This is a genomic window from Micromonospora sp. WMMA1949, from assembly GCF_027460145.1.
Taxonomy (GTDB): Bacteria; Actinomycetota; Actinomycetes; order Mycobacteriales; family Micromonosporaceae; genus Micromonospora.
In genome coordinates this window covers 470,203-482,871 of the sequence record NZ_JAPZBG010000001.1, presented here as the reverse complement: position 1 = coordinate 482,871, position 12,669 = coordinate 470,203, and the positions used below count along the sequence as shown (strand labels likewise).

The 12,669-nt window shown below is 74.6% G+C and carries 13 protein-coding genes; 6 read left to right on the top strand and 7 right to left on the bottom strand.

Features of this window, described 5'->3' with window-relative positions; genetic code table 11:
• Window positions 1-150: 150 nt before the first annotated feature.
• The 4 genes from O7607_RS02065 to O7607_RS02050 form a co-directional block, all read right to left on the bottom strand.
• A complete protein-coding gene (locus O7607_RS02065; RefSeq protein ID WP_269700592.1) occupies window positions 151-411 on the bottom strand; it encodes a hypothetical protein in 261 nt (86 codons plus the stop codon).
• Between the two features lie 102 nt (window positions 412-513).
• Window positions 514-975: an SRPBCC family protein gene (locus O7607_RS02060; protein ID WP_013285389.1), complete on the bottom strand. Its 462-nt coding sequence runs from the start codon at window positions 973-975 to the stop codon at window positions 514-516.
• Window positions 976-1,034: 59 nt separating this feature from the next.
• Window positions 1,035-1,451 carry a DUF2795 domain-containing protein gene (locus O7607_RS02055; RefSeq protein ID WP_269700591.1) on the bottom strand — a complete coding sequence of 139 codons (417 nt, stop codon included), beginning with the start codon at window positions 1,449-1,451 and terminating at the stop codon, window positions 1,035-1,037.
• A gap of 57 nt (window positions 1,452-1,508) precedes the next feature.
• The gene (locus tag O7607_RS02050; protein ID WP_269700590.1) at window positions 1,509-2,555 is read right to left on the bottom strand and encodes a YihY/virulence factor BrkB family protein; all 1,047 of its coding nucleotides are present in this window, start codon (window positions 2,553-2,555) and stop codon (window positions 1,509-1,511) included.
• 138 nt (window positions 2,556-2,693) lie between these two features.
• On the opposite strand from O7607_RS02050, the gene O7607_RS02045 reads away from it, so the two are divergent.
• Window positions 2,694-3,098 (top strand): ChaB family protein, encoded by a 405-nt coding sequence (locus O7607_RS02045; protein ID WP_194801001.1) that lies wholly within the window; start codon window positions 2,694-2,696, stop codon window positions 3,096-3,098.
• Window positions 3,099-3,158: 60 nt separating this feature from the next.
• On the opposite strand, the gene O7607_RS02040 is transcribed toward O7607_RS02045, so the two are convergent.
• Window positions 3,159-4,592, bottom strand: coding sequence for an aldehyde dehydrogenase family protein (locus O7607_RS02040; protein WP_269700589.1), 1,434 nt, complete (start codon window positions 4,590-4,592; stop codon window positions 3,159-3,161).
• Between the two features lie 72 nt (window positions 4,593-4,664).
• Between O7607_RS02040 and O7607_RS02035 the strand changes: the two genes are divergently transcribed.
• Window positions 4,665-6,257, top strand: coding sequence for a phytoene desaturase family protein (locus O7607_RS02035; protein ID WP_269700588.1), 1,593 nt, complete (start codon window positions 4,665-4,667; stop codon window positions 6,255-6,257).
• Between the two features lie 386 nt (window positions 6,258-6,643).
• On the opposite strand, the gene O7607_RS02030 is transcribed toward O7607_RS02035, so the two are convergent.
• A complete protein-coding gene (locus O7607_RS02030) occupies window positions 6,644-7,411 on the bottom strand; it encodes a polyprenol monophosphomannose synthase (protein WP_194801004.1) in 768 nt (255 codons plus the stop codon).
• A gap of 90 nt (window positions 7,412-7,501) precedes the next feature.
• Entirely contained in the window at window positions 7,502-7,948 is a 447-nt protein-coding gene (locus O7607_RS02025) for an SRPBCC family protein (RefSeq protein WP_269700586.1), read from the bottom strand.
• Window positions 7,949-8,128: 180 nt separating this feature from the next.
• Here O7607_RS02025 and O7607_RS02020 point away from each other — a divergent pair, with 180 nt between their 5' ends.
• The 4 genes from O7607_RS02020 to O7607_RS02005 are packed head-to-tail and all read left to right on the top strand — an operon-like array spanning window position 8,129 to window position 12,658.
• Window positions 8,129-9,793 (top strand): HAD-IIIA family hydrolase, encoded by a 1,665-nt coding sequence (locus O7607_RS02020; protein WP_433495668.1) that lies wholly within the window; start codon window positions 8,129-8,131, stop codon window positions 9,791-9,793.
• Window positions 9,790-10,764: a glycosyltransferase gene (locus tag O7607_RS02015; RefSeq protein WP_269700584.1), complete on the top strand. Its 975-nt coding sequence runs from the start codon at window positions 9,790-9,792 to the stop codon at window positions 10,762-10,764. The genes O7607_RS02020 and O7607_RS02015 overlap by 4 nt, the downstream gene beginning before the upstream one ends.
• Window positions 10,749-11,966, top strand: a complete 1,218-nt coding sequence (locus O7607_RS02010; protein WP_269700582.1) for a glycosyltransferase — start codon at window positions 10,749-10,751, stop codon at window positions 11,964-11,966. The genes O7607_RS02015 and O7607_RS02010 overlap by 16 nt, the downstream gene beginning before the upstream one ends.
• Window positions 11,966-12,658 carry a D-sedoheptulose-7-phosphate isomerase gene (locus tag O7607_RS02005; RefSeq protein WP_269700581.1) on the top strand — a complete coding sequence of 231 codons (693 nt, stop codon included), beginning with the start codon at window positions 11,966-11,968 and terminating at the stop codon, window positions 12,656-12,658. The genes O7607_RS02010 and O7607_RS02005 overlap by 1 nt, the downstream gene beginning before the upstream one ends.
• Window positions 12,659-12,669: the final 11 nt, after the last annotated feature.

Genomic DNA, 12,669 nt, shown 5'->3' with positions numbered 1-12,669 from the left:
CGCATCGGGGGGAGTGCCGTCAGCCGTTCGGCCGATTCTAGATGGGCTGTCCGTTTTCCCGGCCGTCCGTACCGCACTTTTTGTCGTTTCGGTCGAGCATGAATCCGGCGGCCGCGGGCACCGCAACGGGCACCCGCGACCGCCGGTGGATCACATGCTGTCCGGGCCGGTCCGCCCGATCGTCGACGGCCGGTACGCCCGGTCCGCATCGGTCATCTCACGCCGCTCGGCCTCCGCGCCGGCGCCCCGGTCCACCGCCTCCGGGCCGTGGCCGAACGCGGCCTCCTCGCCCGCGTCGTTGGCGGTGACGTCGTCGCCCTGGCCGTCCGTGGCCGACCGGGCGATGGCCTGGTCCAGCTCGTGCAGGGGAGTACGGTCCTCGTCGCGCCACTGGCGGTCGTTGTCGGTCATTCCCCTGCGGTACCCGGACCGGGTGATCGCAAACGGCCGGACACGACGATGGCCGCCGGCACCGCCGGCGGCCATCGGAGACTCGGGTACGGGGGAGGTGGCTCAGGGGGTGGGGCGGTCGACAGCACCGCGCCAGGCGCCGGTCTCCTGACCGCGTCGCTCGATGAACTGCTTGAACCGCTCCAGGTCGCCCTTGGCGCGCCGGTCGACCACGCCCAGCTTGTCGCCGGCCTGCTCGACCACGCCGTGCGGCTCGAACTCCATCTGCAGCGTGACCCGGGTGTGCCCCTCGTCGAGGCGGTGGAAGGTCACCACGCCCGCCTGCTGGGTGCCCCCGGTGGAGCGCCACGCCACCCGCTCGTCCGGCAGCTGCTCGGTGATCTCGGCGTCGAACTCGCGCTTCACGCCCGCGATCTCGACGGTCCAGTGGGTCATCGTGTCGGAGAGCTGCCGGACCTCCTGCACGCCGTCCATGAAATGCGGGAACTCCTCGAACTGGGTCCACTGGTCGTACGCGGTCCGGATCGGGACGTCCACGTCCACGTGCTCGGTAACGCCACTCATGTCGGGGTTCCTCCTGTTCCGCCGGTGGGATGTCTCGTACGGGCCGTGGGCCGGCCCGCTCACCAGCGCGTCGTCTCGTTCCTGTGCCCGAGTGCGGCCCACACCTCGGAGATCGTCTGGTAGCGGGCGCCGTCGGGCAGGGTCTCCAGGGCGGCGACGATGTCCGTCGGCGCCTCGTTCTCCCGCGCGTTGGCAAGCAGCGCCTCCCGGTCGCCGGGCAGGGCGGTCATCGTGATGAACCGCCCCAGACGGCTGCGCGCCTCGACGTCCTCGGAGCTCATGCCCTGCGGCGCGCCGCTGCGCAGCTCCCCGGCCGGCGCCGTGGTGGCCTCCGGCTGGTCCTCGCCGGCCGGCTCCGGGACCCGGAACTCCTCGGCCCGCGAACCGCCGGTGCCGGTGCCTTGGACGAGACCGCTGACCTCGCTGCTCATCTGGTCGTCGACCCTGGGCGAGTGCTTGCTGCTGCCACGTTCCATGCCTTGGGAGATGCCCCGGGGGGCCGCCGGTAAACCGGCGCCGGCCGGGGAAGCCGGTCATCCGGGCGGCAACCGGTCGGCCGTCTTCTCCGCAGTCGCCTTCTCGCCGTCGGCCTTCTCGGCCTTCTCGTCGTCCGCCGGCGCGCGCGGCGGCAGCACCGGGTCGTCCGGCTCCTCGACCCCGGCCTGCATCGCCCGCCCGCGTTGCAGCTCGGCGTTCACCTGTACGCCGAGCATCAACGCGCAGTTGGACAGGTAGAGCCACACCAGGAACGCGATGACCGCGCCGAGACTGCCGTACGTGACGTCGTACGAGCCGAAGTTCGCCACGTACAGGCCGAAGCCGAAGGAGGCGAGCACCCAGGCCACCAGCGCGAGCGCGCCGCCCGGGGTGAGCCAGCGGAACCGCGGCTGCCGCACGTTCGGCGCGATCCAGAACAGCAGCGACAGCAGCGTCATGGCGACCACCGCGAGCAGCGGCCACTTCGCCACCGACCACGTCGTACGGGCCACCGCCCCGGCGTGCAGCAGGTCGCCGACCGCGTCGGTGACCGGGCCGCTGACGATCAGCCCGGTGGCCACCACGGCGAGCAGCACGATCGTCACCGCAGCCATGCCGATCTGCAACGGGCGCAGCCGGTAGAACGGCCGGCCCTCCCGCACCCGGTAGATCGCGTTGGAGGCGCGGGTGAACGCGCCGATGAACCCGGACGCGGACCAGAGCGCACCGAGCAGACCGAAGCTGAGCAGCACCTTCGCCGAGCCCTGCTGCTCGACCACGTTGCGCACCACACCCACGAACGCGTCGTTGCCGACCACCGAGCCCGCGCCGATCTCCCGGGCCAGGTCGATCACCGTGTCGACGGTGCGCGGGCCGTCGGAGACCAGGCCGACCAGCGCCACCACCACGATCGTGGACGGGAACAGGGCCAGCACGCCGTAGTAGGTGAGCGCCGCGGCCCAGTCCGCACAGTTGTCGGTGACGAAACCCTTGCCGCTGCGCACCAGCACACCGCGCCAGGTGCGCCAGTTGAGCTGACGGATCCGGCGGGGGAAACGGGACCGCGTCCGGGTGCCGGCCGTCTGCGGTGTCGTCACGGTCATGTCCGCCTCCTCCAGGCCCCGCCGTCGGGCGTGGGCGGGCGGTACCCCCGGGGGGAAATCGACAAACCGGGTGCCGGTTTGCCCGCCGGGCGGGAGGGAACCACACCAGACAGCCGATCCCGACTCCAGGAGGACGAGATGCCCGGGCGCGAGGTACTGCCCAGCACGCTGCGGCGCTCCCCGGCGAAGGCGCAGCGGACCTGGGAGAAGACGCACGACTCGGCGGTCGAGACGTACGGCGAGGGGGAGCGGGCGCACCGCACCGCCTTCGCCGCGGTCAAGCACGAGTTCGAGAAGGTGGGCGACCACTGGGAGCCCAAGGGCCGCAAGGGGCCCAGCGACAAGCAGGCCGCGGGCGGCGGCCCGGCCCGGCGCGCGCCGACGGCCGGCGGGGTGGACGCCAACGCCACCAAGGACCACCTCATGGAGGTGGCGAAGAAGCTGGACGTGCGCGGCCGGTCCCGGATGACCAAGCCGGAGCTGGTCAAGGCCATCGAGAAGGCGAACAACAACGCGACCCGCAAGGCCCGCGGGGGTCGCTGACCCCTGGGGGTACGCGTCGAGCCCGGGACCGCCTCGGTCCCGGGCTCGTGTCGTGCCGTCTCACCAGTGGCCGCCGCCCGGCGCCTCCAGGTGCACCGCCTTCACGGTGCTGAACTCGTCCAGCAGTTCCGGGCCGTACCCGAAGCCCTGGCCGCTGCCCCGGCGCGGCTGGGCCGCACCGCCCGGCGCCCCGCCGAACACCGAATTGATCTTCACAGTCCCGACCGGCAGCTCCCGCCAGGCGCGCTGGGCGTGGCTCATCGAGCCGGTCAGCACTGTGGCGGCCAGGCCGTACGGGGAGTCGGCGGCGCAGCGCAGCCCTTCGCTGAACGAGTCGACCACCACCACCGGCGCGACCGGCCCGAACGTCTCCTCGCGGACCAACGCCATGTCGTGGCGGCAGCCCTCGACCACGGTGGCCGGGTAGAACGCGCCGGGCCCGTCCGGCAGCACGCCGCCCGCGCGTACCCGGGCGCCGTCGGCGAGCGCGGCGGTGACCTGACCGTGGACGTGGTCCCGGTGCCGCCGGTCGACCAGCGGCGCGAGCTGCGTGCCCGGGTCACGGCCGGGGCCCACTGTGAGCGCCTCGGCGCGCGCCACCAGCGCATCCAGGAAGCCCTCGGCGACGTCGCGGTGCACGTAGATCCGCTCGACCGCGACGCAGATCTGACCGGCGTTGGCGAAGCAGCCCAGCGCCGCCTGTTCGGCCGCCCAGATCGGGTCGACGTCCGCGTCCACCACGAGCGGGTCGCTGCCGCCGTTCTCCAGCAGCACCTTCGCGCCCGTCCGCGCGCCCGCGGCGGCGATCGCCCGGCCGGTCGCAGTGGAACCGACGTGGGCGATCACGTCCAGCTCCTGACCGGCCAGCGCGGCGCCCACCTCGCCGCCGCCGGTGAGCAGCGACAGCACCCCGGCCGGCAGCGCCGAGTCCAGCGCGCGGGCCAGCAGCCAGCCGGTCGCCGGGGTCCGCTCGCTCGGCTTGTGAACCACCACGTTGCCGGTGACCAGCGCCGCGCCGAGCAGGCCGCAGGACACCGCCACCGGGTCGTTCCACGGGGTGATCGCGGCGACCACGCCGCGCGGCTCGGGGGCCATGAAGTCCAGCGCGTCGTGCGCGCCGTGCAGCGTCCGGCCGCCCCGTACCGGGGCCAGCTCGGCGTACTGTCGCAGCGTGCCGATGCCCGCAGCCACCCCGCCCCGCGCGTCGTCGAGCGGCTTGCCCATCTCCGCCGTGGTCGCCTCGGCCAGCTCATCGGCCGCCGCCTCGACCGCGTCCGCCGCCCGGTGCAGCGCCGCGGCCCGTTCCGCCGGTGCGGTCGCGGCCCATTCCGCCGCCACGCCCCGGGCCGCCTCCACCGCCTTGGCCACCTCGTCGGCCGTGGCGACGGGCGCCCGGGTCACCGGCGACCCGTCCGCCGGATCGTGGACGACCAGTTCGCCGCCCTCGCCGCCGGCGCCCCACACTCCACCAATGAGCTGCGCAACCGTGTACATGCGGCCCTGCTTGCCCCGGCCTGGGCGGGGCAAACGCGTTTCGCCCGGTGACCGGCCGGGTAGGCGGATCGGATGACCTCCACCGCAGACGCCGTCGTCATCGGGGCCGGGCACAACGGGCTGGTGGCCGCGAACCTGCTGGTGGACGCCGGCTGGGACGTCGAGGTCCTGGAGGCCACCGAGGCGCCCGGCGGGGCGGTCCGCTCCGCGTACGTGACAGCGCCCGGCTACCTCAGCGACCTCTACAGCTCCTTCTACCCGCTCGGCTACGCCTCGCCGGTGCTCGACGGGCTTGGCCTGCAACGGCACGGCCTGTCCTGGACGCACGCGCCGGACGTCCTGGCGCACCTGCTGCCGGACGGCCGGGCCGCAGTGGTCAACCGCGACCTGGACACCACCGCCGCCTCGCTGGAGGCGTTCGCGCCCGGCGACGGTGAGCGCTGGCGGCACGCGTACGCCGACTGGCTCCAGGTGGCCGAGCCGATGCTGCAGACCATCACCACCCCGTTCCCGCCGGTACGCGGCGGGCTGGGCCTGCTGCGGCAGCTCCGGATCGGCGGCGCGCTCCGGCTCGCCCGCCGTCTCGTGCTGCCGGTGCGCAAGCTCGGCGCGGAACTGTTCGCCGGCGAGGGCGGTCCGGTCCTGCTGGCCGGCTGCGCCCTGCACACCGACCTGTCCCCGGAGGAGGCCGGCTCCGGGGTGTACGGCTGGCTGCTCGCCATGCTCGGCCAGCAGGTGGGCTGGCCGGTGCCGGTCGGCGGCGCCCAGCGGATCACCGACGCGCTCGTCGCGCGGCTGGTCGAGCGGGGCGGGCGGATCACGTATGGCGCCCGGGTCGAGCGGGTGCTCACCGCCCGGGGCCGGGCGATGGGCGTGCGCACCGCCGGCGGCACCGACTGGCGGGCCCGGCGGGCGGTGCTCGCCGACGTACCCGCTCCGGCGCTCTTCCTCGACCTGGTCGGCGCGGCGGCGCTGCCGCCCCGGATGGTCGAGGACCTGGCGCACTTCAAGTGGGACGGCTCCACGCTCAAGGTCGACTGGGCGCTGTCCGCGCCGGTGCCGTGGAAGAACCGCGACCTGGCCGGCGCCGGCACCGTGCACCTGGGCGCCGACATGGACGGCCTGACCACGTACGCGGCGCAGCTGGCCCGCGGCGAGCTGCCACGGGATCCGTTCCTGCTGGTGGGGCAGATGTCGGTGGCCGACCCGAGCCACTCACCCCCCGGCACCGAGTCGCTCTGGTCCTACACCCACCTGCCGTTCCGCCGGGACTGGCGGGCCGAGGAGGTCGCGGGGCACGTGGAGCGGATGGAGGAGGTGCTGGAGGCGGCGGCACCCGGTTTCCGGGCGTCGATCGTCGGGCGGCACGTGGCCGGCCCGGCCGACCTGGAGGCCGCCGAGCCGAGCCTGGTCGGGGGAGCGCTCGGCGGCGGCACCGCCGCGGCGTACCAGCAGTTGTTCCTGCGGCCGATCCCCGGCCTGGGCCGGGCCGACACCCCGGTGGACCGGCTCTACCTGGCCAGCGCCTCCGCCCACCCGGGCGGCGGCGTCCACGGCGCGCCGGGGGCGAACGCGGCGCGCGCGGCGCTGGCGCGCGACCGGGCCGTCACCGGCGCGGTGTACGCCCGCACGATCGCCGCCGCTCACCGCACCGTCTACCGCTGACCCACCGCGCAACCTCGCCGCCGGGACCGCCGCCGGAAGGAGGCGCTCAGCGGCATCGGCCGACCGCCGACTGCGCGACTGCTCACCGTTGCGCCGCACTTCACCTGCGAGGGCCGTTCCGGGGCGTCACGCTGAGTGTCCGGAATCGCCCCGGCGGAATGACCTCACCGCCGCCTTTGCTCTGCAGCCGCATGCGCATCGGTCACGCACCGTGTCCGAGGCGGGCGCTCGGCGAACGGTGCGCCGGGAAAGCGCCCCTGCTCAGAGCGGTGCTGCGCCGATGGCTGCAGAGCAAAGGGGCCGGCGAGGGAAGTCGCCGCGCGACCGCGCCCTCACGCGCGGTGACAATGACGCAGCGTGAGGGCGCGGTGGAGGCCAGAGCGGTGTCAGGAGTCCAGGTTGCGGTGCCGGCTGCGCAGCTTGAACGGCATCAGCGCGCTCTCGATCTTCGTGGCGGTGGTCATCTTCGAGTCGCCGTCGCGGCGCTCCTCGAAGCGGATCGGCACCTCGAGGATCGTGTGGCCCAGCTTGGTGGCGAGGTAGTGCATCTCCACCTGGAAGCTGTAGCCGTTGGACTGCACCCGGTCCAGCCCGATCGCGCGCAGCGCGTCGGCCCGCCAGATCTTGAAGCCGGCCGTCAGGTCGCGGATGCGGACCCGCAGCAGCGTGTGCACGTACAGGTTCGCCCAGCCGCTGAGCGCGCGCCGGTACAGCGGCCAGTTCTCGTCCAGCTCACCGCCGGGCACGTACCGCGAGCCGATGACCACCGACGCCTGCGTGGACAGCAGCGCGCCGAGCATGCCGGGCAGGGCCTCCGGCGGGTGCGACAGGTCGGCGTCCATCTGCGCGACGAAGTCCGCGCCGTCGTCGAGCGCCCGGCCGATGCCGTCCACGTACGCCCGGCCGAGGCCCTCCTTGCCCGGGCGGTGCACCACCATCACCCGGTCCGGGTGCTCGATGGCCAGCTTGTCGGCGACCTCGCCGGTACCGTCCGGGGAGTTGTCGTCCGCGACCAGCACCTTCAGCCCCGGCAGCGGGAGCGCCAGGAGGCGCTCGACCAGCACCGGGAGGTTGCCCGCCTCGTTGTAGGTCGGAACGACGACGGTCAGGCGCGCATCCCCCCACGGGGAGGGTAACTGCACGGGTTCGATCATCACGGACATCCTCGGTCAGCCGACAGGTTCACCTGAGAGGGTAGCCAGTCCCTCGCGCGGCGGGCGCACAGACGCCCCGCCGGCGATCGATCACCGCTCCGGCTTCTGCCGCGTCGCGATGTCGGACAGCCGGGCCAGCGTCTCCCGGTTACGAAGATGCAGCACCAGGTCGTTGAGCTTGGTCCGGATCCACCGCAACGGCCCGGCGGCGAAGTCCTCACCGAGCGTCACCCGGGTCCGGCCGTCGTCCAGCGGCTCCAGGACGAACGCCACGATCGCCTCCCCGGCCGGCCACAGCCCGGCGCGCAGCACCAGCCGCTGCGGCGCCTGGCACTCCAGCACCGTGGACTTGTCCTGCAGCGAGAACGGCCAGGGCCCGGCCCGGTGGTGCAGCCGGCTGCCGACGCGCGGCCACGTGTCGTCCACGTCCCGCACGTGCGCGGTGCCCACCACCCAGTCGCTGTACGTCCACCCGTCCGCGAGCACCTCGAACACCTGCTCCGGGGGCGCGTCGATCACCTTCTCCACAACCGCCATCACCGAGCGGTACCCCGGTGAGGGCGGTCGCTAACGGCGGTCGGGTTAGCTTCTCCGGGGCGGCGGGTATCGCCGGACCGGGCAGGTCGTGGCAGGCGTGCACCGGTCGTGCGGCACCGGCGGGGACGCCTGGCGCCGACGTCGACGTTTACTCCTCGGGGCCTCGGGAACCCGCCGCCCGTGCGACGGGACCAGGAGCGGGATCAGTGCAGGTCAGCCCGGGTTGACCCGGGTGCTGACCGGTTCCCGTCCGGCCTGTACGACGCGGTTCTGCTGGACCGCGACGGCACGCTGGTGGAGGACGTGCCGTACAACGGCGACCCGGAGAAGGTACGGCCGGTGCCGGGTGCCCGGGAGGCGCTGGACCGGTTGCGGGCGGCCGGACTGCGGCTCGCCGTCGTGACGAACCAGTCCGGCCTGGCCCGGGGCTACTTCACCGCGCACGACCTGCGCCTGGTCAACGCCCGGGTGGAGGAACTGCTCGGGCCCTTCGACCACTGGGCGATCTGCCCGCACGCGGAGGCCGACGGGTGCGCCTGCCGCAAGCCCGCTGCCGGCCTGGTGCACGAGGCGGCGGCCGCGCTCGGGACCACGCCGACCCGGTGTGTGCTGATCGGCGACATCGGCGCGGACACGGCAGCCGCCGCGGCGGCCGGCGCCGCCGCGATCATGGTGCCCACGCCCGCGACCCGGGCCGCCGAGGTGGCCGCCGCGCCGACGGTCGCCGCCGACCTGCCGGACGCGGTGGGCATCGTGCTGGCCCGGATGCGCCTGACGGCCGCGCCGCAGCCCGCACGCGGGTCGCGCCGGGGCACGGTGCTGGCGGTCCGCAGCGACGCGGCGGGCGACGTGCTGGTCACCGGGCCGGGCATCCGGGCGGTGGCGGCCGGCGCGGAGCGCGTGGTGCTGCTCTGCGGGCCACGCGGCCGGGCCGCCGCCGAGCTGCTACCAGGCGTGGACGAGATCATCGAGGCGCCGCTGCCGTGGATCGACGCGCCCGCCCCACCCGTCGACCCCGGCGCCGTGCGCGCGCTGACCGACCGGCTCGCGGCCGTACGCGCCCACGAGGCCGTCGTGTTCACCTCCTTCCACCAGTCCGCCCTGCCCCTGGCACTGCTGCTGCGCCTGGCCGGCGTACCCCGGATCAGCGCCATCAGCGACGACTACCCCGGCAGCCTCCTCGACGTACGCCACCGCGTCCCCGCCGGCGTACCCGAACCCGAACGCGCCCTGTCCCTCGCTGCCGCAGCCGGCTTCGCACTGCCCGGCCACGACGAACCGGCGCTGCGCATCCGCACCGACCGGCTTCCGCCGCCCGCGGCCGCCGCCGGCGAGCCCGGCTACGTGGTCCTGCACCCCGGATCGTCGGTGGAGACCCGCGCCTGCCCGGAGGAACTGGCCACCCGTGTGGTCCGTGTGCTCGGCGCGGCCGGCTACCGGGTCGTGGTCACCGGCGGACCGGACGAGCGGGACCTGACCGCGCGGGTCGCCGCGGCGGGCGGCGTCGACCTGGGCGGGCGGACCGGGCTGGACGAGCTGGCGGCGGTGATCGCCGGAGCCGGCGCGCTGGTGGTGGGCAACACCGGCCCGGCGCACCTCGCCGCCGCGTTGGGTGTGCCGGTGGTGAGCCTGTTCGCCCCCACGGTGCCGTTCGGACAGTGGGGGCCGTACCGGGTGCCGACGGTGCGCCTCGGTGACGCGGGTGCGGCGTGCCGGGACACCCGCGCCACCGTCTGCCCGGTCCCCGGACACCCGTGCCTGTCGGCGGTCGAGCCGGGGCGCGTGCTGGAGGCGTTGCGGCTGCTCGGCGTACCGGCGCCGGTGGCGGACGGGGTGGCCGGATGAACATCCTGCTGTGGCACGTCCACGGGTCGTGGACGACGTCCTTCGTGCACGGCAAGCACCGCTACCTGGTGCCGGTGACCCCGGACCGGGGCCCGTACGGGCTGGGCCGGGCGCGCACCTACCCGTGGCCGGACAGCGCCGTGGAGGTCACTCCCGAGGAGCTGCGCGACACCGACGTGGACCTGGTGATCCTGCAACGTCCGGAGGAACTCGACCTGGCCGCCGAGTGGCTCGGCCGCCGGCCCGGCCGGGACGTGCCGGCGATCTACGTCGAGCACAACACGCCGAAAGGCGACGTGCCGAACACCCGGCACCCGATGGCCGACCGCGACGACCTGCTGCTGACCCACGTCACCGCGTTCAACGAGCTGTTCTGGGACAACGGCGCCACCCGCACCACAGTCGTCGACCACGGCGTCGTACCGCCCGCCGTCGAGTGGACCGGCGAACTCGACCGCCTCGCCGTGGTCATCAACGAGCCGGTACGCCGCTGGCGCGTCACCGGCACCGACCTGCTCGCCCGGTTCGCCGCGCTGGCGCCGCTGGACGTCTACGGGATGAAGGTCGACGGTCTCGCCGCCCACCTCGGCCTGCCCGAGAACCGGCTGACCAGCCACGACGACGTACCCCAGCACGCCATGCACGCCGAACTCGCCAAACGGCGCGCCTACCTGCACCTGTGCCGCTGGACCTCACTCGGCCTCAGCCTCATCGAGGCCATGACCATGGGCATGCCCGTGGTGGCACTGGCCACCACCGAAGCGGTGGAGGCGGTGCCACCGGCCGCGGGCGCGCTGTCCACCCGCGTCGACACGCTCGTCGACGCCGCCCGTGGCCTGCTGGACGACCCGGAGTCCGCCCGCCGGGCGGGCGCCGTGGCCCGGGCCGCCGCCCGGGACCGCTACGGCCTGGAGCGATTCCTCGCCGACTGGGACCGGCTGCTGGAGGAGGAAGTATGCGCATCGCGATGATCTCGGAGCATGCCAGCCCGCTCGCCGTCCTCGGCGGGGAGGACGCCGGTGGCCAGAACACGCATGTCGCGGAGCTCTCCGCCGCGCTCGCGGCCGCCGGTCACGACGTGCGCGTCTACACCCGGCTCGACGCGGTGGACCTGCCGGTGAGCGTCCGCACCCCGGACGGGTACGAGGTGGTGCACGTACCGGCCGGGCCGGCCGAGCCGGTGGCCAAGGACGACCTGCTGCCGTACATGCCGTCGTTCGGGCAGTGGCTGGCCGATCGGTGGCGCACCGGCGACTGGCAGCCCGAGGTGGTGCACGCGCACTTCTGGATGAGCGGGCTGGCGGGTCTCGCCGCGGCCCGCCGCGCGGGGGTGCCGGTGGTGCAGACGTACCACGCGCTCGGCACCGTCAAGCGCCGCCACCAGGGCGTGCAGGACACCAGCCCGCCGGGCCGGGTCGAGCACGAGCGGAAGCTGGGCCGCTCGGTGGACCGGGTGGTCGCCCAGTGCCAGGACGAGGTGGCCGAACTGGTCCGGATGGGCGTGCCCCGGTCCCGGATGACAGTCGTGCCGTCGGGGGTGAACCTCACGACGTTCTCCCCGCTCGGCCCGGTCGCCGACCGCGACGGCGGCCGGGCCCGCATCCTCACCGTCGGCCGGCTGGTCGAGCGCAAGGGCTTCCAGGACGTCATCCGGGCCGTCGCCGAGGTGCCCGACGCCGAGTGCGTGGTCGTCGGCGGGCCGCCGGCCGGGCTGCTGGAGACCGACCCGTACGCGCTGCGCCTGCGCGCGCTGGCCCACTCCCTCGGTGTCGCCGACCGGGTACGGCTGGTCGGCGCGGTGCCCCGGGAGGAGATGGGCCGCTGGTACCGGTCGGCCGACGTGCTCGTGGCCGCGCCCTGGTACGAGCCGTTCGGGCTCACCCCGCTGGAGGCGATGGCCTGCGGAGTACCGGTGGTGGCGACGGCTGTCGGCGGGCTGATCGACACGGTGGTGGCCGGACGCACCGGCGACCTGGTGCCGCCCCGGGAACCGGCGGCCCTCAGCGCGGCCCTCCGGGGCCTGCTCGGTGACCGGATCCGCCGCTTCGCGTACGCGACCGCGGCGCTGGAGCGGGCCCGCACCCGCTACTCCTGGGCCACCACGGCGGACCGCCTCACCGAGTTGTACGGCGAGGTGGCCACGGTGCGCCGCCCGACCCGGGTGGTCGCCTGATGACGGCCGGGACGCCGCCGGCCGGCGCGACGGTGCTGGAGGACCACCTGAGCCTGCTGGCCGCCGCGCTGCTGCCGCTGCGGGAGGCGGAACAGATGCTGGCCCGCTGGGGTGAGGAACTGGCGCAGCGGCTGGCCGCCGGTGGCCGGCTGCTGGTGGCGGGCAACGGCGGCAGTGCCGCCGAAGCCCAGCACCTCACCGCCGAACTCGTCGGCAAACTCCGCCACGACCGCCAACCGCTGTCCGCCATCGCCCTGCACGCCGAAACCAGCGCCCTCACCGCCATCGCCAACGACTACGGATACGACGAAACCTTCGCCCGACAGGTCCGCGCCCACGGCCGACCCCACGACATCCTCCTGCTCCTGTCCACCAGCGGCACCAGCCCCAACCTCCTCACCGCCGCCCACGCCGCACACCAGACCGGCATGCGCTGCTGGGCCTTCACCGGACCCGCACCCAACCCCCTCGCCGACCTCTGCCACGAGCACCTGGCGATCGACTCGCCGGACGGGCAGGTGGTGCAGGAACTGCACCTGGTGGCCTCGCACGTGCTCTGCGAGTACGTCGAACTGGCGCTGCCCGCCGCGCTCGCCGCGAAGACGCCGGCCGGGCCGGTACGCGCCGGCGTCGAGGTCGTCGTCGGCGAGCCGGACCCGACGGCGCCGGCCGGGCGGGGAGGCGCGGCATGAGGGGCCCGGTG

Bases quoted from the DNA above. Each gene is read 5' to 3' on its own strand.
- O7607_RS02030 (WP_194801004.1), bottom strand. From the start codon at position 7,411: ATGATCGAACCCGTGCAGTTACCCTCCCCGTGGGGGGATGCGCGCCTG.
- O7607_RS02010 (WP_269700582.1), top strand. From the start codon at position 10,749: ATGCGCATCGCGATGATCTCGGAGCATGCCAGCCCGCTCGCCGTCCTC.
- O7607_RS02050 (WP_269700590.1), bottom strand. From the start codon at position 2,555: ATGACCGTGACGACACCGCAGACGGCCGGCACCCGGACGCGGTCCCGT.
- O7607_RS02025 (WP_269700586.1), bottom strand. From the start codon at position 7,948: ATGGCGGTTGTGGAGAAGGTGATCGACGCGCCCCCGGAGCAGGTGTTC.
- O7607_RS02005 (WP_269700581.1), top strand. From the start codon at position 11,966: ATGACGGCCGGGACGCCGCCGGCCGGCGCGACGGTGCTGGAGGACCAC.
- O7607_RS02015 (WP_269700584.1), top strand. From the start codon at position 9,790: ATGAACATCCTGCTGTGGCACGTCCACGGGTCGTGGACGACGTCCTTC.
- O7607_RS02035 (WP_269700588.1), top strand. From the start codon at position 4,665: ATGACCTCCACCGCAGACGCCGTCGTCATCGGGGCCGGGCACAACGGG.
- O7607_RS02045 (WP_194801001.1), top strand. From the start codon at position 2,694: ATGCCCGGGCGCGAGGTACTGCCCAGCACGCTGCGGCGCTCCCCGGCG.
- O7607_RS02060 (WP_013285389.1), bottom strand. From the start codon at position 975: ATGAGTGGCGTTACCGAGCACGTGGACGTGGACGTCCCGATCCGGACC.
- O7607_RS02065 (WP_269700592.1), bottom strand. From the start codon at position 411: ATGACCGACAACGACCGCCAGTGGCGCGACGAGGACCGTACTCCCCTG.
- O7607_RS02040 (WP_269700589.1), bottom strand. From the start codon at position 4,592: ATGTACACGGTTGCGCAGCTCATTGGTGGAGTGTGGGGCGCCGGCGGC.
- O7607_RS02055 (WP_269700591.1), bottom strand. From the start codon at position 1,451: ATGGAACGTGGCAGCAGCAAGCACTCGCCCAGGGTCGACGACCAGATG.